Origin of the sequence: Vibrio sp. ECSMB14106, assembly GCF_000972265.1 — a bacterium.
Lineage (GTDB): Bacteria > Pseudomonadota > Gammaproteobacteria > Enterobacterales > Vibrionaceae > Vibrio > Vibrio kanaloae.
Map to the genome: position 1 here is coordinate 167526 of NZ_LAUM01000005.1, position 22000 is coordinate 189525.

Genomic DNA, 22000 nt, shown 5'->3' on the forward strand with positions numbered 1-22000 from the left:
AACTGTAGTACCCTACCTTTAATTACAATTAGTTATCGAGAGGCTGACACCTTGAGTGACATGGCAAAAAATTTAATTCTGTGGCTTGTTATCGCTGTAGTGTTGATGTCGGTATTCCAGAGCTTTGGCCCTGGGGAAAGTAACGGCAGATCAGTAGATTACACCACGTTTGTACAGGAAGTTGGCCAAGGCCAGATTCAAGACGCACAGTTCAATAACAGCGAAATCACTTTCACACGTCGTGGCGGTGGTGCTAAGTATGTAACTTACATGCCTGTTTATGATCAAAAGCTACTTGATGACTTAATTAATCAAAACGTAAAAGTTCAGGGTACACCACCTGAAGAGCAGAGCCTGCTTGGCACTATCTTCATCTCATGGTTCCCAATGATCTTACTGATTGGTGTATGGATTTTCTTCATGCGTCAAATGCAAGGCGGTGGCGGCGGTAAAGGCGCGATGTCTTTCGGTAAGAGCAAAGCTCGTATGATGAGCGAAGAACAAATTAAAACGATGTTTGCTGATGTTGCAGGTTGTGACGAAGCAAAAGAAGACGTTAAAGAACTTGTTGACTACCTTCGTGACCCTAGTCGTTTCCAAAAACTAGGCGGTAAGATCCCGACAGGTATTCTGTTGGTTGGTCCTCCTGGTACTGGTAAGACATTGCTTGCAAAAGCGATTGCAGGTGAAGCGAAAGTACCTTTCTTTACTATTTCAGGTTCTGACTTCGTAGAAATGTTCGTTGGTGTTGGTGCATCTCGTGTACGTGACATGTTTGAACAAGCGAAGAAGGCTGCACCATGTATCATCTTTATCGATGAAATCGATGCCGTAGGTCGTCAACGTGGCGCTGGTGTTGGTGGTGGTCATGATGAACGTGAACAAACGCTGAACCAAATGCTGGTTGAGATGGATGGTTTCGAGGGTAACGAGGGTATTATTGTTATTGCTGCGACTAACCGTCCAGATGTACTTGACCCAGCATTACTTCGTCCGGGTCGTTTTGACCGTCAAGTTGTGGTTGGTCTACCTGATGTACGTGGTCGTGAACAGATTCTTAAAGTACACATGCGTAAAGTTCCATTATCAGGTGATGTTGAACCATCTCTGATTGCTCGTGGTACTCCAGGTTTCTCTGGTGCAGATCTAGCGAACCTTGTTAACGAAGCGGCGCTATTTGCTGCTCGCGGTAACAAGCGTAATGTATCTATGGTTGAGTTTGAACTTGCGAAAGACAAAATTATGATGGGTGCCGAGCGCCGTTCGATGGTTATGTCTGAAGAAGTGAAAGAGTCAACGGCTTACCATGAAGCGGGTCACGCAATTGTTGGTCGTTTGGTGCCTGAACACGATCCTGTGTACAAGGTGTCAATCATTCCACGTGGTCGTGCGCTTGGTGTAACTATGTACCTCCCCGAGCAAGATCGCATAAGCATGTCTCGCCAACATCTAGAGTCAATGATCTCTAGTTTGTACGGTGGTCGTCTTGCTGAAGAACTTATCTATGGTAAAGACAAAGTTTCGACTGGTGCGTCTAACGATATCGAACGTGCAACTGATATTGCTCGTAAGATGGTTACGCAGTGGGGCTTCTCTGAAAAACTGGGCCCTCTTCTATATGCTGAAGAAGAAGGCGAAGTTTTCCTAGGTCGCGGTATGAGCCAAGCGAAACATGTTTCTGACGATACTACTAAGCTGATCGATGAAGAGATTCGTATCCTAATCGACCGTAACTATGCTCGTGCGAAGCAAATTCTTGAAGAGAACATGGATATCATGCACTCGATGAAAGATGCGCTAATGAAGTTTGAAACGATTGATGCTGGTCAGATTGATGACTTGATGGAACGTAAAGACGACATTCGTGAGCCTGCTGGTTGGGGTGATCAGGCGAAAGCAGAACCTGCAAAGGAAGAAGCTAAACCTGAAGCGAAATCAGAAGAAGCAACAGCTGAAGAGTCGAAAGTTGAAGAAGTTAAGTCTGAATCAGATGATGCTCAAAACAAAGATTCTTAATCACTAATCTATAAATTAAAACCCTGACTATGCTCAGGGTTTTTCTGTTTATAGCCTTAAGTGTTTTACTTTTTAAGAGCTGCATTTCATGATATTAAAAGCAAACAATAAAACTCTTGTTTTAGACCGCCCACATGTAATGGGCATCCTCAATATCACCCCTGATTCTTTCTCTGATGGTGGGAAATTCAATTCATTAGATAATGCCTTACTGCAAGCAGAACGAATGATTCAAGCTGGCGTGAGCATTATTGATATTGGTGGTGAATCGACTCGCCCAGGAGCACCTGACGTTTCCCTAGAAGAAGAGCTTTCCCGGGTGATTCCTACAATTAAAGCAATTCGCGCTAAATTTGATGTTTGGATCTCTATTGATACCAGTAAACCTGAAGTGATGCGCGAGGCTGTTGAAGCGGGGGCTGATTTGATCAATGATGTGCGCGCATTGCAAGACCCCGGAGCTTTACAAGTTGCCGCCGATGCGAATGTGCCAGTTTGCCTGATGCACATGAAAGGTCAGCCAAGAACCATGCAAGCCAACCCAAATTACGATGATGTCCTAACGGATGTCGAAGCGTTCTTAAAAGAAAGGGTAGAGGCTTGTGAGGCTGTTGGTATATCAAAAGAGCAGCTGATTCTGGATCCTGGTTTTGGTTTTGGTAAAACCATTGAGCATAATTACCACCTATTAGCGCACCTTGAAAAATTTCACACGCTTGGGTTGCCAGTCTTAGCGGGGATGTCGAGAAAATCGATGATCTTTAAGCTACTAGACAAAGCCCCAGCAGATTGCATGGTCGCTAGTGTCACTTGCGCGACTATCGCTGCAATGAAAGGGGCTCAAATTATTCGCGTTCACGATGTTGAAGACACGTTAGAAGCGATGAAGATAATCGAAGTGATGAATAACAATCACTAATAATAATTAAGGAAAATCCACATGTCAGATAAAAGACGTTACTTCGGAACAGATGGTGTGCGTGGCAAGGTAGGCCAATACCCGATTACCCCTGATTTTGTTCTGAAGCTTGGCTGGGCTGCGGGACGTGTTCTTGCGAAACAGGGTACAAAGAAAGTAATCATTGGTAAAGATACTCGTATTTCTGGCTACATGCTTGAATCAGCTTTAGAGGCAGGCCTTGCTGCAGCTGGTCTTCAGGCGACCTTTACAGGCCCTATGCCGACCCCGGCTGTTGCTTACCTAACACAAACATTCCGTGCGGAAGCTGGGATAGTTATCTCTGCGTCACATAACCCATATTACGATAATGGCATTAAATTTTTCTCTTCGGAAGGTACAAAGTTGCCTGATGATATTGAATTGGCCATTGAAGCAGAACTAGATAAAGACATTGAGTGTGTTGATTCTTCTGAGCTGGGTAAAGCAGTACGTCTAAACGATGCGGCTGGTCGTTACATTGAATTTTGTAAGAGTACATTTCCAAATCAGATGACGCTTGCTGGAATGAAGATCGTTGTCGATTGTGCACATGGCGCGACCTACCATATTGCTCCTGCTGTATTCAGAGAGCTTGGTGCTGAAGTGATTGCGATTGGTGTTGAGCCTAACGGTACCAACATCAATCACGAAGTAGGCGCAACAGATGTTAGAGCGCTGCAAGCTAAAGTACTTGAAGAGGGAGCGGCTTTAGGGCTTGGTTTTGATGGTGACGGCGACCGCATCATTATGGTTGATGAACTCGGTAACAAGGTAGATGGCGACCAAATCGCTTACATCATTGCTCGTGATGCATTGCGTCGTGGTGAGCTGAAGGGGGGCGTTGTTGGTACATTAATGACCAACCTTGGTATGGAAAACGGCCTTAAGCAGCTAGGTATTCCATTTGTACGTGCCGCTGTCGGTGACCGTTATGTAATGGAGCAGCTTCTGGCTAAAGGTTGGAAAATCGGTGCTGAAAACTCTGGTCACGTTATCTTGTTGGATAAAGTAACTACGGGTGATGCTATTGTTGCTGCCCTGCAAGTACTAGCATCAGTCGTGGACAGTAATATGACATTGAATGAACTTTCTCAAGGTATGACTTTATACCCTCAAGTTCTCGAAAATGTTCGCTTCAGCGGAGACTCAAACCCACTAGAAGCAGAAGCGGTTAAGGCGGCTGTGGTTGAAGTGGAAGCTGAACTTGGTGAGAAAGGTCGTGTACTACTTCGTAAGTCTGGCACAGAGCCTTTACTGCGCGTGATGGTCGAGGGTGAAGACGCTGAACTTGTTCAATCATCTGCACTTAAGATTGCTGATGCAGTAAAAGCTAACTGCTAATCAGCCTTAACTTTAACAGGCGTACTGAGTGTTCCCTGTTATTAGAAATGGTTGAGTTATATAGGGGCTAAAGGGACCTGAGTGTGTTTAGTGTCGCTTTTGGCCTTTTTTTGACCACTCACTTGGTAAAGACTTATTTTTTGGAAAAATCCTCTTGTCAGGCCACGCTGCATTCGCTAGTATTGCTCGGCCTTCAGTTAGGAGGCCGCTAGCCTTGTTCATGAAAGTATTTTTTGAACGGCGCTGGCTCAACAATTAGGAACATAGGTGGAAAAATGTTTACAGTTCTACTTGTGATTTACCTGTTGGCAGCGCTTGGTGTAATTGGCCTAGTGTTGATTCAACAAGGTAAAGGCGCAGATATGGGAGCCTCTTTCGGTGCTGGCGCTTCAAACACTGTGTTTGGTGCTGGTGGCTCAGGAAATTTCCTTACCCGAATGACTGCAGTTTTTGCAACTACATTTTTTATCCTTAGCTTAGTACTTGGTAATATGTCTACACATAAAACTGAGTCTCAGTGGATTGACCCGACCCAAGGTCAGGTAATTCAACAAGCTGAAGATGCAGTGAGTGAAGTTCCGACGCAAGGCGACGAAATTCCACAATAATCTGTAAAGATTTGATGCCGAGATGGTGAAATTGGTAGACACGCTAGCATGAGGTGCTAGTGCCTTAGGGTGTGAGGGTTCGAGTCCCTCTCTCGGCACCATGTTTACAAACTTGTAAAACATCTTGTTGGGCGTATAATGCTCACAAGTCGGACGCGGGATGGAGCAGTTTGGTAGCTCGTCGGGCTCATAACCCGAAGGTCGTCGGTTCAAATCCGGCTCCCGCAACCAATTTTCAATGCTATAATGTAGCATGTGTTGGTGGCAAGTTTGCACAGTGTGAACCTCACTGTGAGCTAAGTGAATATCTAATATGATAACTCTTAGCATATAAGGGTCCAGCAATAAAAACCCCGGCTTATACGGGGTTTTTTGTTATCTAAGCATTTGTAAATGCGTTTAGATAATATTTGCTTGGAATTTAAATTGGGCTTTGAGCCCTTTTTTTGTTTCTGGAGTGGTTAAATGACTGGTTTAGAAAGACAACTTACTGAAATGCTTGACGCTCCAGTAGCAGCATCAGGTTATGAGTTAGTTGGATTAGAATTTATTCGTGCTGGTGAGCACTCAACGCTACGTATTTACATCGATTCACCAAACGGTATTAATGTAGATGATTGTGCTGAAGTTAGTCACCAAGTCAGTGCCGTAATGGACGTTGAAGATCCAATTTCAGTGGCTTATAACCTTGAAGTGTCTTCACCAGGTTTAGAAAGACCATTGTTCAAAGCAGAGCATTACCAACAATTTATTGGTCACGAGGTAAGCATCGTTTTAAAAATGGCTGTCGGCAACCGTCGTAAATGGAAAGGTAATATCCAATCTATCGAAGGCGAGACAGTGAAAGTATTGGTAGAAGGACAAGAAGAAGAATTCGTCCTTAGCAATATTGCGAAAGCTAACCTGATCCCTAAATTTTAGTTCTCCTAGAGAGAAGAGCTTAAGAGGCTAGATTAATGAACAAAGAAATTTTGGCGGTAGTAGAAGCTGTTTCTAATGAGAAAGCAGTTCCTCGTGAGCGTATTTTTGAAGCGCTTGAAATCGCGCTTGCTACGGCAACAAAAAAGAAAAGCGAACTAGAAATTGAAGTTCGTGTTGAGATTGACCGTAAAACGGGTGATTTCGAAACTTTCCGCCGTTGGGAAGCTGTTGAGGAAGTTGAGTTTCCAACAAAAGAAATCTCTATTGAAGCTGCAAAGTACGATGATCCAGAGATCGAACTTGGCGGTTTCATCGAAGATGATATCGAATCAGTAACGTTTGACCGTATTACGACTCAAACAGCTAAGCAAGTTATCGTACAAAAAGTACGTGAAGCTGAGCGTGCTCAAATTGTTGAACAGTTTATTGATAACGAAGGCGAGCTAGTAACTGGCGCAGTTAAGAAAGTTAACCGTGATACCATTATTCTAGACCTTGGTAATAACGCAGAAGCGGTAATCCTTCGTGATGACCAACTTCCTCGTGAAAACTTCCGTCCAGGTGATCGTGTTCGTGGTCTTCTATACGCAGTGAAACCAGAAGCTCGCGGCTTCCAGCTTTTCGTTACTCGTTCGAAGCCAGAAATGCTAGCTGAACTATTCCGTGTTGAAGTACCTGAGATTGGTGAAGAGCTAATTGAACTTAAAGGTGCTGCACGTGACGCTGGTTCTCGTGCTAAAATCGCTGTGAAAACAAACGACAAACGTATTGACCCTGTTGGTGCGTGTGTTGGTATGCGTGGGGCACGTGTACAAGCTGTTTCTAACGATCTTGGCGGTGAACGTATCGATATCGTGCTTTGGGACGATAACCCGGCACAATTCGTAATCAACGCTATGGCTCCTGCTGATGTTGCTTCTATTATCGTAGATGAAGATACACATTCAATGGACATCGCGGTTGAAGCTGACAATCTAGCGCAAGCTATCGGTCGTAGTGGTCAAAACGTACGTCTAGCATCTCAACTAACTGGTTGGGAACTGAACGTCATGACTGTCGAAGATCTTCAGAAGAAGCACCAAGAAGAAGCAGTTGCTTCTATTGAAAACTTCATGAAGCATCTAGATATTGAAGAAGACTTTGCTCAAATGCTTGTTGAAGAGGGCTTCTCTACGCTTGAAGAAGTAGCATACGTTCCTGTGAACGAGCTTCTTGAAGTAGATGGTCTAGACGAAGGCATTGTTGAAGAACTACGTAACCGCGCAAAAGACGCACTGACTACTCTAGCGCTAGCGCAAGAAGAAACTTTCGACGGTGTCGAGCCAGCTGAAGATTTACTTGCACTTGAAGGTCTTGAGCGTGAAATGGCTTATAAGCTAGCAGCAAAAGGCGTTGCGACATTGGAAGACCTAGCTGACCAAGGCGTTGATGAACTAGAAGGCATCGAAGACCTAACTGCAGAGCGTGCAGGCGAGCTAATTATGGCTGCGCGTAACATCTGTTGGTTCGGCGACGAAGAATAATTCAGCAAGGAGAGAAAGCGGTATGACACAATTAACAGTTAAAGCACTGAGTGAAGAGATTGGTACGCCAGTTGACCGCTTAATTGAACAACTTGCTGATGCAGGCATGAAGAAAGCAGGGTCGGATCAAGTGACTGATTCAGAGAAGCAAACATTGCTAACGCACCTTAAAAAGGAGCACGGCGATACTTCTGGCGAAACAGAACCGACTCGTTTAACTCTTCAACGCAAGACCCGCAGCACGCTAAGTGTTGCCGCTGGAGGCGGTAAGAGTAAGGATGTTCAAGTCGAGGTACGTAAAAAGCGTACTTACGTGAAACGCAGCACTATTGAAGATGAAGCGAAACGTGAAGCTGAGGAAGTAGCTAATCGTGAAGCGGAAGAGAAAGCACAACGCGATGCTGAAGAGCAAGCGAAACGTGATGCTGCAGAGAAAGCACAGCGCGAAGCCGAAGAAAAAGTTAAACGTGAAGCGGATGCAAAACGTGATGCTGAAGAGAAGGCTCAACGCGCACAAGCTGAAAAGGCTAAAAAAGACATGAATTCAAAAAATGCAGACGCTAACGCACAAGCGAAAAAAGAAGCGGATGAACTTAAAGCTCGTCAAGAGCAAGAAGCAACTCGTAAAGCAGAAGCTGAAGCAGCTAAGCTTGTTGAAGAAGCTCGTAAGTTAGCTGAAGAAAACCAAGAACGCTGGTCTGAAGAAGAGAAGAAGAAGAAAGAGCAAGAGAAATCTGCGGATTACCATTTGACGACTTCTACTTACGCTCGTGAAGCCGAAGATGCAGCAGATAAAAAAGAGGAGAAAGCTCCTCGTCGTCGTAAGAAGAAAGCGGCTCCGGCTAACCAGCCAGGTAATAACCGTGGTGGTCGTAACCAACGTGGTCGTGGTGGTAAAGGTAGACTTGCTAAACCAACTTCAATGCAGCAAGGCTTCGATAAATCAGCAACTGTTGCTAAATCTGACGTTGCTATCGGCGAGACTATCGTTGTTTCTGAACTGGCAAGCAAAATGTCAGTTAAAGCAACTGAAGTTATCAAAGTGATGATGAAGATGGGCGCTATGGCGACTATCAACCAAGTGATTGACCAAGAAACAGCGCAGCTTGTTGCTGAAGAGATGGGCCACAAGGTTATCCTTCGTAAAGAAAATGAATTAGAAGAAGCAGTACTAGCTGACCGTGATAGCGATGCTATCGCAGAAGGTCGTGCTCCTGTTGTAACTATCATGGGTCACGTTGACCACGGTAAAACTTCAACACTGGATTACATTCGTAAAGCACACGTTGCTTCTGGCGAAGCTGGCGGTATCACACAGCACATTGGTGCTTACCACGTGGATACTGACAATGGTATGATTACGTTCCTTGATACTCCTGGACACGCGGCGTTTACTGCTATGCGTGCTCGTGGTGCTCAAGCGACAGATATCGTTGTACTTGTTGTTGCAGCAGACGATGGCGTAATGCCACAAACAATCGAAGCAATCCAGCACGCGAAAGCGGCAGGCGTTCCTCTGATTATTGCTGTGAACAAGATCGACAAAGAGGGTGCAAACCCAGACAACGTTAAGAATGAGCTGGCTCAATACGACGTTATCCCTGAAGAGTGGGGCGGCGAGAATATCTTCGTTCACATCTCTGCAAAACAGGGCACAAATATCGATGGTCTTCTAGAAGCAATTCTTCTTCAGTCTGAAGTTCTTGAGCTTACTGCGGTTAAAGAAGGCATGGCTTCAGGTGTTGTTGTTGAATCCCGTCTTGATAAAGGCCGCGGTCCAGTTGCAACAGTATTAGTACAGTCTGGTACTCTAAACAAAGGCGACATCGTTCTTTGTGGTCAAGAGTACGGCCGTGTTCGTGCAATGCGCGATGAGAACGGCAGAGACATCGAAACTGCAGGTCCATCTATCCCTGTAGAAATTCTAGGTCTTTCTGGCGTACCTGCATCAGGTGACGAAGCGACTGTTGTACGTGATGAGCGTAAAGCACGTGAAGTTGCGAACTACCGTCAAGGTAAATTCCGTGATGTTAAACTAGCTCGCCAACAAAAAGCGAAACTAGAGAACATGTTCGCGAACATGACGGCTGGCGAAGTAGCTGAGCTTAACGTTGTACTTAAAGCTGACGTTCAAGGTTCTGTAGAAGCGATTGCCGACTCTCTACTGAAATTGTCAACTGACGAAGTTAAAGTGAACATCGTAGGTTCTGGTGTTGGTGGTATTACTGAAACTGATGCAACGCTTGCTGCAGCTTCTAACGCTATCATCCTTGGTTTCAACGTTCGTGCTGACGCAACTGCGCGTAACACGGTTCAGAATGAAAACCTAGATCTACGTTACTACTCAATCATTTACCAACTGATTGACGAAGTTAAACAGGCGATGGGCGGTATGCTTGCTCCTGAATTCCGTCAAGAGATCATTGGTCTTGCACAAGTTCGTGACGTATTTAAGTCGCCTAAACTTGGCGCAATCGCTGGTTGTATCGTTACTGAAGGTACGATTAAGCGTAGCAACCCAATCCGTGTACTTCGTGAAAACGTTGTTATCTACGAAGGTGAACTAGAGTCACTTCGTCGCTTTAAAGATGACGTTCAAGAAGTTAAGAATGGTTACGAGTGTGGTGTCGGCGTTAAGAACTACAACGACGTTCGCGTTGGTGACCAGATCGAAGTATTCGAAATCGTTGAGGTTAAACGTACTCTAGACTAATCAGTCTGTACGACTCGACATATTGACTAAGGTTACTAACATTACTACTAGTAAAGGTAATAAGTAATCGGTTGTTGAATACACCATGGGGGGCTGGTAATTACCAAGCCCCCCATCTTTCTAAGTGAGAAAAGAAAATGTCAAAAGAATTTAGCCGCACACAACGTGTGTCCCAGCAGCTTCAAAAAGAACTTGCTCTTATCCTACAACGTGAAGTTCGTGACTCACGTATCGGTATGGTAACGATTTCAGACGTAGAAGTGTCTCGTGACCTTGCTTACGCAAAGGTGTTCGTGACTTTCCTATGTATCGGTGAGCAGACACCTGAATCTTGTTTAGCTGCGCTTAAAGAGCACGAAGTACCAGTACGTATGATGCTAGGTAAACGTATTCGTCACCGCTTAACACCTGAAGTTCGCTTTACTTACGACAACACTTTGGTTGAAGGCATGCGCATGTCTAACTTAGTGAGTGAAGTACTAAGTGACGACAAGCGTAAGCAAGAAGAAGCTGGTCGTACTGACGAAACTCAGTCTAAGGACGAAGAGTAATGGCTCGCCGTCGTAAAGGTCGCCCAATTAACGGGGTAATTCTGTTAGATAAGCCGACAGGTATTTCATCTAATGATGCACTGCAAAAAGTAAAACGCATTTACTTTGCAGAGAAAGCAGGGCACACCGGTGCTCTGGATCCTCTTGCGACTGGTATGCTGCCAATTTGTCTTGGCGAAGCAACGAAGTTTTCTCAGTTTCTGCTAGATTCTGACAAGCGCTACGTAGTGATAGCCAAGCTTGGTGAGCGCACCAACACCTCAGATTCTGATGGTGAAGTAGTTGAAACGCGTGAAGTGAATGTGAGTCAAGAGCAGCTTGAGCGTTGCATTGCAAGCTTCAAAGGTGAAACTGACCAAATCCCATCAATGTTCTCAGCATTGAAGTATCAAGGTAAGCCTTTGTACGAATATGCTCGCGCAGGCATTGAAGTGCCTCGAGAGTCTCGTAAGATCACGGTTTACTCTATTGAACTGCTTCGCTTTGAAGGTGATGAAGTTGAAATGGAAGTACATTGTTCGAAAGGCACTTACATTCGCACAATTACCGACGATCTTGGTGAAATGTTAGGTTGTGGTGCTCACGTGACCATGCTTCGTCGCACTGGTGTAGCAAAGTACCCCTATGAGCGTATGGTGACTTTGGAGCAGTTAAACGAGATCCTAGAGCAAGCACAGGCGCAAGAAGTTGCACCTAAAGAATTGCTTGATCCACTGCTGATGCCAATGGACACTGCTGTTGAAGACTTACCAGAAGTAAATTTGAATGCGGAACTGACTGACTTAGTCCAGCACGGTATGCCCGTTCAGGTTTCTGGATCGCCAACTGAAGGCACGGTTCGAATGACCAGTGGTGAAGAGAAGCTGTTTGTTGGCGTTGCTCAGATTGCTGAAGATGGCCGAGTTGCACCGAAGCGTTTGGTTGTTTTCAGAGATGAAGAGCCACAAGCGTAGCGATTAAGTCGCGTCAGACCTTAGTAGTTTTTCTTGAAAAACGAGCAAATAAAATAGAAAGCGAACGCCTAATATAGGTGGTTCGCTTTTTTTGTTTTTAATGGGTTCGATTGTTATTGCACCAACTGACAAACTTCCCTATAATCCTCGGCTCGCGTAGCGGCTGAATCAGAGATTGGCTGCTACAAATATAAACTTACTCTTATCAGGAGAGAATTATGTCTCTGAATGCAGAAACTAAAGCAGCAATCGTTGCAGAATACGCACAATCTGAAGGCGACACAGGTTCACCAGAAGTACAAGTAGCACTACTTACTGCTTCTATCAACCACCTACAAGGTCACTTCAAAGCACACAAACACGATCACCACAGCCGTCGTGGTCTACTACGTATGGTTTCTAGCCGTCGTAAGCTTCTTGATTACTTGAAAGGCAAAAACCTTGCTCGTTACCAAGACCTAATCAAGCGTCTAGGCCTACGTCGCTAATAGCGATGTCTGCGAAGACAGTTTGAAGAAAAGGAGCATTTGTGCTCCTTTTTTTGTGTCTGTAAGAAAATGTTTGGCCAGATGCTCAGAATATCATCTGGCTTTTTCTGATAGGAAATATATCTCCTAATAAAAATAGTTTATACTACGCCCGGCTAAAGCGTTTTCAACGTTTGGCAATCAACCCTCTCAAGAGATTACAGTCACAGATGTCGGCCAATAGGTCGCGACTATTCAAAGGCGGATTTGGTTTTAATTCGGCGTATGAACACATACAAAGAGTCACCATCCTAAGTCCCTTTTCACTAGTCGCGATTGGTAATATCTTGAGTCATTATTCACTTAATCTAAAGTTATGACTTTAGAGCTAAGGATATACAATGTTTGAAAAACCAGTTGTAAAATCGTTCCAGTACGGTAACCACACCGTTACTCTAGAGACGGGCGTAATGGCACGTCAAGCTACTGCTGCTGTAATGGCAACGATGGACGATACATCAGTATTCGTTTCTGTTGTTGCTAAGAAAGAAGCTGTTGCGGGTCAAGATTTCTTCCCTCTAACAGTTAACTACCAAGAGCGTACATACGCTGCGGGTAAAATCCCTGGTGGTTTCTTCAAGCGTGAAGGTCGTCCATCTGAAGGTGAAACGCTAACTGCTCGTCTGATTGACCGTCCAATTCGTCCACTTTTCCCAAGTGCGTTTAAAAACGAAGTTCAAGTTATCGCTACGGTTGTTTCTATCAACCCTGACGTAAACCCAGACATGATCACTATGATCGCAACGTCTGCTGCACTTGCTATCTCTGGTGCTCCATTCAATGGTCCTATCGGTGCTGCACGTGTTGGTCACATCGACGGCGAACTTGTTCTTAACCCATCAAATACTGAGCTTGAAAACTCTAAACTAGACCTAGTTGTGTCTGGTACAGAAGGCGCAGTACTTATGGTTGAATCTGAAGCAGATAACCTATCTGAAGAAGAAATGCTTTCAGCTGTTGTTTACGGTCACGACCAACAACAAGTTGTAATCAAAGCAATCAACGAGTTTGCTGCTGAAGTCGCAACTCCAGCTTGGAACTGGGAAGCACCAGCAGTTAACACTGAGCTTAAAGCTCAAGTTGCTGAACTTGCTGAAACTCGTCTATCCGACGCGTACCAGATCACTGAAAAAATGGCGCGTTACGAGCAAGTTGGCGCAATCAAGAACGACGTTGTTGAAGCTCTAATTGCACAAGACGAAAACCTAGATGAGCGCGAAATCCGCGGCATGCTTGGTTCTCTAGAGAAAAACGTAGTACGTAGCCGCATCATCGCTGGCAACCCACGTATCGATGGCCGTGAAAAAGACATGGTTCGTGCGCTAGACGTACGTACTGGTGTTCTTCCACGTACACACGGTTCTTCTCTATTCACTCGTGGTGAAACTCAAGCACTTGTTACTGCAACGCTTGGCACACAACGTGATGCTCAAATCATCGACAGCCTAATGGGTGAGAAGAAAGACAACTTCCTTCTACACTACAACTTCCCTCCATACTGTGTAGGTGAAACTGGTTTCGTTGGTTCTCCTAAGCGTCGTGAAATTGGTCACGGTAAGCTTGCTAAACGTGGTATCCAAGCAGTAATGCCTTCTGTTGAAGAATTCCCATACACAGTTCGTGTTGTATCGGAAATCACAGAATCTAACGGTTCTTCTTCAATGGCTTCTGTATGTGGTACATCTCTAGCGCTTATGGATGCTGGTGTTCCAATCAAAGCTTCTGTTGCGGGTATCGCAATGGGTCTTGTTAAAGAAGGCGACGATTTCGTTGTTCTTTCTGACATCCTTGGCGACGAAGATCACCTAGGTGATATGGACTTTAAAGTAGCAGGTACTAACGCTGGTATCACTGCACTTCAAATGGACATCAAGATCGAAGGTATCACTAAAGAGATCATGCAAATTGCACTTAACCAAGCGCAAGGTGCACGTAAGCACATCCTTTCTGTAATGGATGAAGCTATCTCTGGTGCTCGTGAAGATATCTCTGAATTCGCTCCACGTATCCACACAATGAAAATCAGCTCTGATAAGATCAAAGATGTTATCGGTAAAGGCGGCGCAGTTATCCGTGCTCTTTGTGAAGAAACGGGTACTACAATCGAAATCGAAGACGATGGCACAATCAAGATTGCTGCTACTGAAGGCGCAGCTGCTAAAGAAGCTATCCGTCGTATCGAAGAGATCACTGCTGAAGTTGAAGTTGGCCGCATTTACCAAGGTAAAGTTGCTCGTCTAGCTGACTTCGGTGCATTCGTTACTATCCTTCCAGGTAAAGATGGTCTAGTACACATCTCTCAAATCGCTGACAAGCGTGTTGAGAAAGTGTCTGACTACCTAACTGAAGGTCAAGAAGTTCCTGTTAAGGTTCTTGAAATTGACCGTCAAGGCCGTGTACGTCTAAGCATGAAAGAAGCAGTTGAAACGCCAGCTGAAGGCGAAGCACCTGCTGCTGAGTAATTCTCAGTGTGTCGATGGTGATATCGCTTTTTAGTGATTTCTAACCCATTGGTAAAAAAGCATGTTATAAAGGGGAGCATATCGCTCCCCTTTTTTTATTGCGGTCATAACAGGAGTAATTATTTGTGAAATGGTTTCAAACCGCGAGTATGTGTTTACTGCTTGTACTAACAGGTTGTGCGACAACATCAGATAACAACTCACGTTGGGTTTATCCACCGATGGCTGTGCCACTGCAACCAAGCGTTCAGCAAGAAGTTCAAATTGCACGTCTTAGTCAGTTATTACAGCGGCCAGATTTGAACGATGAAGTTCGATCTAAGATGCTGTTTGAACGTGGTAATTACTACGACAGTGTTGGCCTGCGTGATCTCGCGCGTCTTGATTTCAACCAGTCTCTTTCATTGAACCCTGCTCAACCTGATATCTTCAATCTTTTGGGTGTTTACTTTACACAGGTAGGGGAGTTTGATGCGGCTTATGAATCTTTTGATTCTACGTTAGAGCTTGATCCTGCAAACTCTTACGCAGAAAGAAACCGCTCTATCGCGCTTTACTATGGCGAGCGTTACGACTTAGCCAATGAAGAGATGATGAAGCACTACGCCGATGACCCTAGCGATCCGTTTCGCGCTCTGTGGTTGTACATCATTCAGCACGAGCTAACGCCAGAGCAAGCTAAGCTTGATTTGCAAAAACGTTACGAGAGCCGTGATGAGCAGTGGGGCTGGGTATTAGTCGCGATTATGCTTGATGACATTACTGAAGAGCAGGCTTTCAAGGCGATCTTAACCGGTACTCGTGATAACACGTTACTAGCGCAGCGCCTAACAGAGACGTACTTCTATCTTGCTAAGCGTTACCATATGAATGGTGACTACGCGAATGCTATCTCTTTGTACAAGTTAGCGGTTTCTTTTAACGTGTATGAATACGTAGAACATCGTTACTCTTTCTTAGAGTTAAGCCGTATCTTCACAACGCTTAAAGCTGAGCACTTAGCGCAAGTTAAGCTGGCTGAGGCCGAAGAAGAAGCTAACGCTAAGTAAGCAACACATTTTGATTCCGAAAAGCCGCTGCTTGTCAGCGGTTTTTTTATGCTCATTTTTTATGATCTTCATCTTGTTTTGATTGCTTTTTATTTAAACAATACTAAAATAGTTAGCCTTGCTAACTAAATGCTATTCTTTGATTAGGTGAGTATGCTGAACCAGAATTTAGAAAAGATTGAGCGCTTCGCCTCTAAGATATGGCGCACTCAGGTAAATGAAGATCCTATTTGCCAATTGAGCTTCAATGAGTATGACTATTTGAAGGTCATACAAGCCTCTCCTGAACCGATCCGATTGACTGATCTGGCGATTGAGATGCAGGTGACCAAGCCTTCAGCAACCACTATGGTTCAAAGGCTAGAGAGAAAGGGGCTTGTGGAGCGTAAAGCTTCGCTCGAAGATGCGAGATCTAAGTTAGTGGTACTGACCAGCAAAGCGGAAGTTGGCTTGGAAGAAGAAAGTAAGATCTATCAGGTCATGGCACAGATACTGGAAAGTCGTTTGTCTGAGCAAGAATCTCAGCAGCTAAACCTATTATTAAATAAAGCTTTGAAGTAAATAATTTAGATATTTAGTTAGCCTTGTTAACTAATTTTTCAAGTCATATCTCGTTGGTATGCGACTCACAAATGAAAGTAGAGTAAGAAATGAGCAACCCAATTAGTCGCCAGTTTTGGCGATACACAATCCCTACCGTGGCGGCCATGTTGGTTAATGGCCTGTACCAAGTGGTGGATGGCATCTTCATTGGGCGCTATGTGGGGTCTGATGGACTTGCAGGTATCAATGTTGCGTGGCCTGTGATTGGTTCGATTCTCGGTATTGGTATGTTGGTGGGTGTGGGTACAGGTGCGCTTGTCTCGATTCGCCAAGGTGAAAAAGATACTCAAGGCGCTAAGCAGATTTTAGCAACGGGCTTAACCTTGTTGTTGGCGATAACCCCCATTGTCTCTGCATTGTTGTTTTTGTTTGCTGATAACTTCTTGCTTTGGCAGGGAGCTGAAGGGCGAGTGTATGAGCTTGGCCTGCAGTACTTACACATTCTGATTGGTGCTAGTGTCTTCACGCTAGGTTCCATTGCGATGCCGTTTTTACTGCGCAACGATGACAGCCCGAACTTAGCGACGATACTGATGATCGTTGGTGCGGTGATTAACATCGTACTCGATTACCTGTTTATCGCGCTCTATGGTTGGGAGTTGATGGGCGCAGCATTAGCAACAGCGATTGCCCAGTTTGTGGTAACGGGCCTTGGCTTGGCTTACTTCTTCTCACGTCGAGCAAACCTACGTTTACGTTGGAATGAGTTGAGACTGAAGCTGGATGTGATTCCACAAATCTTCGCGATTGGTACATCAAGCTTCTTTATGTACGCTTATGGTTCGATGATGGTGGCGCTGCACAATGCGTTGTTCTCTCAATATGGCGACCAGTTAATGATTGGCGCTTACGCGATTTTGGGCTACATCGTGACGGTTTACTACCTCACGGCTGAAGGTATCGCCAACGGTATGCAACCATTGGTGAGCTACAACCATGGTGCGCGTAACCAAGCGAACATCCGTAAGTTACTTAAGATAGCGATGATGAGTTCGGTATTGATTGGTGTGGCGTTCGTGCTGCTTCTGAACGCGTTCCCACGTGAGTTTGTATCAGTATTTAACTCAGACGAACCTCAGCTAGTAGAGTACACCGTGTTGGGTATTCGACTTCACATGTTTGCACTGGCGCTGGATGGCTTCTTGGTAGTAGCAGGTGCTTACTATCAGGCAGTGAACAAGGGCAGCAAGGCGATGTTTGTAACGATAGGCAATATGCTGATCCAGTTACCTTTCTTGTACATTATGCCTAAGTTGTATGGTGTACCGGGGATCTGGATTGCGTACCCACTGTCTAACATCGCGCTAAGTGTTGTGGTGATGGTGATGCTCTACAAAGACTTAAAGAAGCTCGATGCCTCACCGATGGAAACCGCGGCGGTATAGGTCGCGTTTCTTAAGTCGAATTAAAAAGGTCTAGCGAATGCTAGACCTTTTTTGTATCTGTTTCTGGTTAGTTCAATGCGAGGAACTAGATGTTCTTAACGTCTAAACCTGCAAGCTGATGCCAGTAACCATTACATTGGCGACTTTCAATCTTCATCGGTTTTTGACCTTGCTCGTTCGCTCTGAAGTTATTGATTTCAGAGAAGGTATCGATACCGAGTGGGCTTAAACGAACCACATCAACTAAGTCGTGCATATTTGGCAAATCATTGACTAGGTTGTAGCAGTAGCCTGATTGCGTCTGGATGCCATTAAGGTTGAATACTGATTGGCCTTCTTGGCTTTCTACTTGTAGTCCTGTTGGGTACTTGATACAGCAGGTTTCGCAATCGTCTTTAGCTTTGTTTTCAGCGCGAGCGGTAAAGCAGCGTGCCGAGTAAGCAAGTGGCAGGTAGCCGTGGCTAAACACTTCAACTTCGAACTTGTTACGAATATTTAGCTCTTCGCACTGGGTCATTACGTTGCTTAGCCATTCGCGAGAAAGCTCAACTGGCATACACCAACGTGTCATACCTTGTTTCAAGAACAGGTTCAGCGTGCGTGCGTTGTAGGTGTTTACTGCAGGGCCAACTACGAAAGGCACTTTGCTTTCGCTGGCCAGTTGAATTGCAGATACATCATTGGCTTCTATCGCAAAGTCACCATTATCGATGTACTTCTTCATGATGTTGACTTCGCTTGGCGCTTCGAGCAATGCCATGGTCGACAGCACCACTTGCTTACCGGAAGCAGACAGCTCTTTAGCTATGCCCATCCAATGTTTCGCTTTCATCTCACGACGCTTTGAGCACACAGCTTCACCTAGGTAGATGATATCAGCAGAGCTTGATTTAGCTTGCTCATAGAAGCTTTCAACGTCTTGTTTTGGCCAAAAATAAAGTAGAGGGCCTAATGCGTATTTCATTGAGTTCTCCATTTGGCTCTATTGCCATTTACGGTGATAAGCGCCAAGCGTGGTTTGTGTACCTTCCGATACATTCGCCAGTGTCGCATTCCAAGCTTGTTCCACTTGGTATTGTTCTGGGTTCGCTAAGTAGCGATCGATGGCCGCGCGCCAAGTGCGAGTGACTTGTTCAACATAAGCAGGGCTACGTTGGCGACCTTCAATCTTCACTGAGGCAACATTCGCCGCGAAAAGCTCAGGCAACATAGATAGCGTGTTGAGGCTGGTTGGCTCTTCAAGTGCGTGATAGCGCTTACGTTCACCATCGATCTCGGCTTCAAAGCGGCCTTTACACAGCGTTGGGTAACCTGCGTTTTCACCTGCTTCGTACTTATCGATAAGGATTTCGTTCAAACGAGACTCTAGACCGGTTTCTGTTTCTTGCCAGCGAACGTATTTCGCCGGAGAACAAGCACCAACAGTATTTGGTGATTCGCCTGTCATGTATGAAGAGAGGTAGCAACGGCCTTCTGCCATGATGCACAAGCTACCAAAAGCGAATACTTCAAGGTCAACGTCAGAAGTGATATTACGAGAAAGCTGTTTGACCTGATGAATCGATAATACACGCGGTAACACCACACGCTTAACGTTGAAGTTTTTGTGGTAGAAGTCGATAGCCGCCGCATTGGTCGCTGATGCTTGTACTGATAGATGAAGCTCTAACTCTGGGTATTTGTTTGCCGCGTACTCGAGCAGGGCTATATCTGCGATGATCAGCGCATCAACACCCAGTGCAGCAGCGTTGTCTACGGCATTGGTCCAACGGTCGAAGCCATTTGGGTGAGCAAATGTGTTTAGGGCAACATGAATTTTTTTGTTGTGGTCATGCACATACTGCACAGCACGATCGAGCTTTTTACCCGCAAAGTTTAGGCCTGCAAAGTGTCGGGCATTGGTATCGTCTTTGAATCCGATATAGACAGCATCCGCACCACAATCAATAGCGGTTTTCAAAGCAGGTAAGTTACCCGCTGGGCATAAGAGTTCCATTTGCTCACTACCAGTAGAATTAAGTTGAGGTGAGCATTTTATGAAGAATTATGAATGACAGAATTGATGTAAGGCAGGTTTAGATGGATAAATCTGCTTTTACTCCGTTTGAGGTACTGACGAGTGAGCACTGTGTATGTTGGTTTATCTCTAAAAGGGAAGCGTTTCGAATCGTCTAATTAATTCTTATGACGGCGGTTTTGGGCAAACAACTCTTCGACATCTTGTTTCGGTTGCGGGCGGTAGAAGTGGAAACCTTGAATCGAACTACAGTTGAGATTAGACAGCAGAGTCGCTTGCTCACTGGTTTCGACACCTTCTGCAACCACGGTTAAATCGAGAGATTTACCTAGGTTGATGATGTTTTCAATTACGGTGATTTGTTTTGGTAGGGTATCGATGTCAGAGATGAAAGCACGGTCTATCTTAAGCTCATCAATTGGGAAGCGAGCAAGGTAAGACAGTGAAGAGTAACCGGTACCAAAATCATCGATAGATAACGCAAAGCCAAGTTTCTTAATTGCATTGAGCATCTGCAGTGTGTGTTCACTATCGCTCATTACTGCACTTTCGGTCAACTCAAACGTAATCGCGCTTGGGTCTAGCTCTGTAGAGCGCAGTAATTTTTCAACGTAATCAATCAGTTTTGGGTTACCAAACTGTTCTGGAGAAAGGTTGATTGCAACGCGACCTGGGAGGATGCCTTGCATCTTCCAACGCTTAACTGTCGCAAATACCTCACGCATTACCACACGACCAAGTTGTTCGATAAGACCTGCACGTTCCGCAACTGGGATAAATGCGGCAGGGCTGATGTAGCCTTCAACAGGGTGCTTCCAACGAACCAGAGCTTCTGCGCCGTTGATGGTGAAATCTCGGGCATTCACTTTCGGCTGATACCAAACCTCGAGTCCATTTTGTTGCAGTGCTTTTTGCAGCTCTATCTCAAGCCACAGTCGCATACGCGCTTCTTTGTTCATCTGTTCGTTGAACTTAATCAGGCGATTACGACCACGATCTTTGGCTTCGTACATTGCCGTGTCGGCATTTTGCAGCAAGATACGTGCGTCTGTACCATCTTTAGGGAAGCTCACACTACCAATCGAACAGGCTAAGCGTTTACTGAAATGGTGAAGATCGAAGGGTTGATTGATCAAGGAAATGATTTTTTCAGCGAGCATTTCAGGCGTTTGCTGATGTTCAGGCTCTGGTAGGATTATACCAAACTCATCACCGCCTAAATGCCCAATAACGGCTTTACGAGGCAGTAAGCGTTTAAGACGTGAGGCGACCTCTTTAATCACTTTGTCACCAATGTGGTGACCGAGTGAGTCATTAATATTTTTAAAGTTATCAATGTCTAAGTAGAGCATCACCACAGGCGTTTCATTGTGAATGAACTGCTCAAGACGCTTGGTAAACCCAACTCGGTTGTAGAGCTTGGTCAGTGCATCTATGTAGGCATCTTCACTGTTAGCGGGTGCAAACTGTTTTGCGGTATCTTGTGCGTCTTGGATAAGCACTAGCTGGGTGCTGCTTCCAAGAACGGCAGTAGAATCAATATGCAGTTGTACCTTACGTTCAAAACCGCATCTGGCTCCCGTTAAGCAAACCAAACCAGACTCGGTAATAATAGAGCTCAGCCTATTATTAAAGACGGTTTTGGTTTGTTCATCGATAAATAAGCGACCTAACTCCTCACCAATCAACTCAGTAGTGGAGTTGAAACCAAGCAAGCGTGCTGCCGCTGGATTTGATGATAAAATGTAGTCGCTTTCGACTAGCAATAACCCGTCAGGGAGTAGTTGAGATAGCTTGTGAAATTTTGCTTCGGATTCTTCTAAAGAGCGAACAAGCACTTGGTTTTCTGATGTATCGAAGGCATGAAAAACGATGTAGTCGATTTTGTTACCATTTGTCAGAGGAGAAAGGCTGAAATAAAGACTGGTATCGAGGTCGGTTTCGTTGAGAGTGATTTCGGCTTCAATTTTTTCACCATTGAATGCACGCTCGTAATAAGGTTTCAGGTGTTGGTAAAATTGTTCGCCTAAGGTTTGGCGATCATTCATGCCGACAAGCTCTGCTTGATTTAAACCTGCAATATCACAGTAACGCTCATTAACCATAAAATAATTATGTTGAGCATCAAGAACGGCAAAAAAGAACGGACTGTTTGCTGTTAGCTGGGTAAACCAATGTTGTAGTTGCTGGGGAGGCATCAAAGTACTACCAATTCTCCAAGAGCTTAAATATTCACTATAGTTAGATACTCATAGCTTTTTTTATCGTTCGTATTAACTTGTGAGATCAGCGAGCTGCTGTATTTTGTTAACTCAATTACTATAACTTATACCACGATTCTCAATATATCAAAGCTCTTGCACCAAAGGGGCGCAAAATTGATACATAACA

The 22000-nt window shown here is 44.9% G+C and carries 17 protein-coding genes and 2 tRNA genes; 16 read left to right on the forward strand and 3 right to left on the reverse strand.

Annotation, left to right across the window (positions count from 1 at the left end; genetic code table 11):
- Positions 1 to 60 precede the first annotated feature (60 nt).
- From ftsH to WR49_RS05605, 16 genes are all read left to right on the forward strand, one after another.
- Positions 61 to 2016 (forward strand): ATP-dependent zinc metalloprotease FtsH, encoded by a 1956-nt coding sequence (gene ftsH, locus WR49_RS05530; protein ID WP_046223348.1) that lies wholly within the window; start codon positions 61 to 63, stop codon positions 2014 to 2016.
- Positions 2017 to 2104: 88 nt separating this feature from the next.
- The gene (gene folP / locus WR49_RS05535) at positions 2105 to 2935 is read left to right on the forward strand and encodes a dihydropteroate synthase (RefSeq protein ID WP_046223349.1); all 831 of its coding nucleotides are present in this window, start codon (positions 2105 to 2107) and stop codon (positions 2933 to 2935) included.
- A gap of 21 nt (positions 2936 to 2956) precedes the next feature.
- On the forward strand, positions 2957 to 4297 hold the full coding sequence (gene glmM / locus WR49_RS05540; RefSeq protein ID WP_017056667.1) for a phosphoglucosamine mutase: 1341 nt from the start codon (positions 2957 to 2959) through the stop codon (positions 4295 to 4297).
- A 275-nt stretch (positions 4298 to 4572) separates the two neighbouring features.
- Complete coding sequence (gene secG / locus WR49_RS05545; RefSeq protein WP_004734504.1) at positions 4573 to 4905, forward strand: preprotein translocase subunit SecG; 333 nt, start codon at positions 4573 to 4575, stop codon at positions 4903 to 4905.
- A gap of 16 nt (positions 4906 to 4921) precedes the next feature.
- A tRNA-Leu gene (locus tag WR49_RS05550) sits at positions 4922 to 5006 on the forward strand.
- Between the two features lie 53 nt (positions 5007 to 5059).
- A tRNA-Met gene (locus WR49_RS05555) sits at positions 5060 to 5136 on the forward strand.
- A 234-nt stretch (positions 5137 to 5370) separates the two neighbouring features.
- Complete coding sequence (rimP, locus tag WR49_RS05560) at positions 5371 to 5826, forward strand: ribosome maturation factor RimP (protein ID WP_017056668.1); 456 nt, start codon at positions 5371 to 5373, stop codon at positions 5824 to 5826.
- A 35-nt stretch (positions 5827 to 5861) separates the two neighbouring features.
- Entirely contained in the window at positions 5862 to 7349 is a 1488-nt protein-coding gene (gene nusA, locus WR49_RS05565) for a transcription termination factor NusA (RefSeq protein ID WP_017056669.1), read from the forward strand.
- 22 nt (positions 7350 to 7371) lie between these two features.
- Entirely contained in the window at positions 7372 to 10062 is a 2691-nt protein-coding gene (infB, locus tag WR49_RS05570; protein ID WP_046223350.1) for a translation initiation factor IF-2, read from the forward strand.
- A 137-nt stretch (positions 10063 to 10199) separates the two neighbouring features.
- Complete coding sequence (rbfA, locus tag WR49_RS05575; protein WP_017056671.1) at positions 10200 to 10613, forward strand: 30S ribosome-binding factor RbfA; 414 nt, start codon at positions 10200 to 10202, stop codon at positions 10611 to 10613.
- Positions 10613 to 11566, forward strand: coding sequence for a tRNA pseudouridine(55) synthase TruB (gene truB / locus WR49_RS05580; RefSeq protein ID WP_017056672.1), 954 nt, complete (start codon positions 10613 to 10615; stop codon positions 11564 to 11566). The genes rbfA and truB overlap by 1 nt, the downstream gene beginning before the upstream one ends.
- Before the next feature lie 218 nt (positions 11567 to 11784).
- On the forward strand, positions 11785 to 12054 hold the full coding sequence (rpsO, locus tag WR49_RS05585; RefSeq protein ID WP_010436144.1) for a 30S ribosomal protein S15: 270 nt from the start codon (positions 11785 to 11787) through the stop codon (positions 12052 to 12054).
- A 380-nt stretch (positions 12055 to 12434) separates the two neighbouring features.
- Positions 12435 to 14555 carry a polyribonucleotide nucleotidyltransferase gene (gene pnp, locus WR49_RS05590; protein ID WP_017056673.1) on the forward strand — a complete coding sequence of 707 codons (2121 nt, stop codon included), beginning with the start codon at positions 12435 to 12437 and terminating at the stop codon, positions 14553 to 14555.
- 125 nt (positions 14556 to 14680) lie between these two features.
- Entirely contained in the window at positions 14681 to 15604 is a 924-nt protein-coding gene (gene nlpI, locus WR49_RS05595; RefSeq protein ID WP_046223351.1) for a lipoprotein NlpI, read from the forward strand.
- 153 nt (positions 15605 to 15757) lie between these two features.
- Positions 15758 to 16165 (forward strand): MarR family winged helix-turn-helix transcriptional regulator, encoded by a 408-nt coding sequence (locus tag WR49_RS05600; RefSeq protein WP_017056675.1) that lies wholly within the window; start codon positions 15758 to 15760, stop codon positions 16163 to 16165.
- An 89-nt stretch (positions 16166 to 16254) separates the two neighbouring features.
- Positions 16255 to 17592 carry an MATE family efflux transporter gene (locus WR49_RS05605; protein ID WP_046223352.1) on the forward strand — a complete coding sequence of 446 codons (1338 nt, stop codon included), beginning with the start codon at positions 16255 to 16257 and terminating at the stop codon, positions 17590 to 17592.
- A gap of 85 nt (positions 17593 to 17677) precedes the next feature.
- Here the strand turns inward: WR49_RS05605 and WR49_RS05610 are convergent, their stop codons facing one another.
- From WR49_RS05610 to WR49_RS05620, 3 genes are all read right to left on the reverse strand, one after another.
- Positions 17678 to 18556 (reverse strand): U32 family peptidase, encoded by an 879-nt coding sequence (locus WR49_RS05610; RefSeq protein ID WP_017056677.1) that lies wholly within the window; start codon positions 18554 to 18556, stop codon positions 17678 to 17680.
- Between the two features lie 18 nt (positions 18557 to 18574).
- The gene (gene ubiU / locus WR49_RS05615) at positions 18575 to 19588 is read right to left on the reverse strand and encodes a ubiquinone anaerobic biosynthesis protein UbiU (RefSeq protein WP_017056678.1); all 1014 of its coding nucleotides are present in this window, start codon (positions 19586 to 19588) and stop codon (positions 18575 to 18577) included.
- Positions 19589 to 19767: 179 nt separating this feature from the next.
- Positions 19768 to 21807, reverse strand: a complete 2040-nt coding sequence (locus WR49_RS05620) for a bifunctional diguanylate cyclase/phosphodiesterase (RefSeq protein WP_046223353.1) — start codon at positions 21805 to 21807, stop codon at positions 19768 to 19770.
- Positions 21808 to 22000: the final 193 nt, after the last annotated feature.

Coding starts and splice junctions, on each gene's coding strand:
- ftsH (WP_046223348.1), top strand. CDS start 61: ATGGCAAAAAATTTAATTCTGTGGCTTGTTATCGCTGTAGTGTTGATG.
- folP (WP_046223349.1), top strand. CDS start 2,105: ATGATATTAAAAGCAAACAATAAAACTCTTGTTTTAGACCGCCCACAT.
- glmM (WP_017056667.1), top strand. CDS start 2,957: ATGTCAGATAAAAGACGTTACTTCGGAACAGATGGTGTGCGTGGCAAG.
- secG (WP_004734504.1), top strand. CDS start 4,573: ATGTTTACAGTTCTACTTGTGATTTACCTGTTGGCAGCGCTTGGTGTA.
- rimP (WP_017056668.1), top strand. CDS start 5,371: ATGACTGGTTTAGAAAGACAACTTACTGAAATGCTTGACGCTCCAGTA.
- nusA (WP_017056669.1), top strand. CDS start 5,862: ATGAACAAAGAAATTTTGGCGGTAGTAGAAGCTGTTTCTAATGAGAAA.
- infB (WP_046223350.1), top strand. CDS start 7,372: ATGACACAATTAACAGTTAAAGCACTGAGTGAAGAGATTGGTACGCCA.
- rbfA (WP_017056671.1), top strand. CDS start 10,200: ATGTCAAAAGAATTTAGCCGCACACAACGTGTGTCCCAGCAGCTTCAA.
- truB (WP_017056672.1), top strand. CDS start 10,613: ATGGCTCGCCGTCGTAAAGGTCGCCCAATTAACGGGGTAATTCTGTTA.
- rpsO (WP_010436144.1), top strand. CDS start 11,785: ATGTCTCTGAATGCAGAAACTAAAGCAGCAATCGTTGCAGAATACGCA.
- pnp (WP_017056673.1), top strand. CDS start 12,435: ATGTTTGAAAAACCAGTTGTAAAATCGTTCCAGTACGGTAACCACACC.
- WR49_RS05600 (WP_017056675.1), top strand. CDS start 15,758: ATGCTGAACCAGAATTTAGAAAAGATTGAGCGCTTCGCCTCTAAGATA.
- WR49_RS05605 (WP_046223352.1), top strand. CDS start 16,255: ATGAGCAACCCAATTAGTCGCCAGTTTTGGCGATACACAATCCCTACC.
- WR49_RS05610 (WP_017056677.1), bottom strand. CDS start 18,556: ATGAAATACGCATTAGGCCCTCTACTTTATTTTTGGCCAAAACAAGAC.
- ubiU (WP_017056678.1), bottom strand. CDS start 19,588: ATGGAACTCTTATGCCCAGCGGGTAACTTACCTGCTTTGAAAACCGCT.
- WR49_RS05620 (WP_046223353.1), bottom strand. CDS start 21,807: ATGCCTCCCCAGCAACTACAACATTGGTTTACCCAGCTAACAGCAAAC.